Raw genomic sequence first — 1319 nt, 5'->3', positions numbered from 1 at the left:
CCTTGAACTCGGCGCTATGTGTGCGCCGGCGGCGACGGCCAGCGCTGGCTTCGTTGGAAATAGTGTGCACGTGTCCACCAAAAACGTAGTGGACACGAGCATCCTAAAACGATCCGTCGCAATCAAGGTGCCGCGGCGAGACGCTTACGTTTCATCGCCACAGGCGGCGCTAGACTGTCAACACACGCGACCCGGCAGAGTGCTCTCCAAGCGAACGGACTTCACCAATCGTCGACTTAGACGCAAAACCCGACCGCACAAGAACAGCCCCAACAACGTCGGCGATTTGGCGAGCCAAGAGCGGTGGCACCGCGTTCCCAACCTGGATGTACTGAGAGGTGCGGTTTCCAAGAAAAACGTACGAGTCAGGAAATGTCTGCAGGCGTGCAGCCTCCCTGACGGTCAAACTCCGGCATTGCGTTGGATCCGGGTGAATAAAGGCGTGTCCGTCCTTGCCGATGTGGCTGGTTACGGTCATGCTGTGGCGATTCCCGACTTGCACGCGAAATCGGTCTTTGAAGATCGCCTCTCCGACATTCTCTGGATCGATATTGGTGTGCCTCGGGAGCAAAGAGCGCGGGAATTCGGCGAGCTTTGGGCTTCTCCCAATCTGAGCGGCGTAGGCAGATACGAAGAGATATCGCACGAGATCCTCCGGCATGTGGGCTCTCGATTCGTGGTTGGACAATACCTTGAGCGGTCGGTCGCGATACCACGCTCCAAGGACTTGAGCGCGTGAATCTTCTGCGCCCGCCAAAGCCCGGCGTTGCGCACCAGGCCCCGGATCAGGCTGCCGCTTCATCACACGGTTCGCAGTCTTCATGCGCTGCGCGACACGCGCATCAATTCCTCCGGCGATCTCGAGTTCTTCGAGTGCCTGTGCCATCAAGGGATGATCAAAGCTGTCTCTCCACCCCATCCCCCGGCCTCGAAAGGAGATTTGCGGCCGCAATCGAGGAAGATCGCCAATGACCTCCTCCACAGTCGGGGCAGCCGATTTCCGGAGCTTGCCTACTCCGCCGGCACGCTCCAGAACATCCCGTCGCACGCCACAGATGACCACACGGTGTCTGGCCTGAGGGATGCCATGGTTTTCCGCTTGGATGATGAAGGACTGTGGATCGAGGTCGTCGATGAGTCCTTCCTCGTGTGTCAGGGCAACAAGCATGTAGCGAAGTCCAGAGTCATCGCCGCAGGCCAAATCCGGCCGCTGTAAATCGGACAAGATTGAATTAAAGATCCGGCGGTCTGCCACAAGGGAGCTCAGGATTCCCTTGACGTTTTCCATCACGAATACAGCGGGCCTGAATTCTTGTATC

At 58.2% G+C, this 1319-nt stretch carries 1 protein-coding gene; it reads right to left on the bottom strand.

All coding sequences use genetic code 11. The features are described from left to right. Positions 1 to 169: 169 nt before the first annotated feature. Positions 170 to 1319: DNA cytosine methyltransferase (locus AC1DY5_RS55965; protein WP_478122760.1), on the bottom strand; the 1150-nt coding region annotated here is incomplete at its 5' end.

The organism is Variovorax sp. P4_D9 (assembly GCF_056401695.1).
Note: the sequence above shows the minus strand (reverse complement) of the source record. Positions and strands in the feature narration are given on the sequence as shown.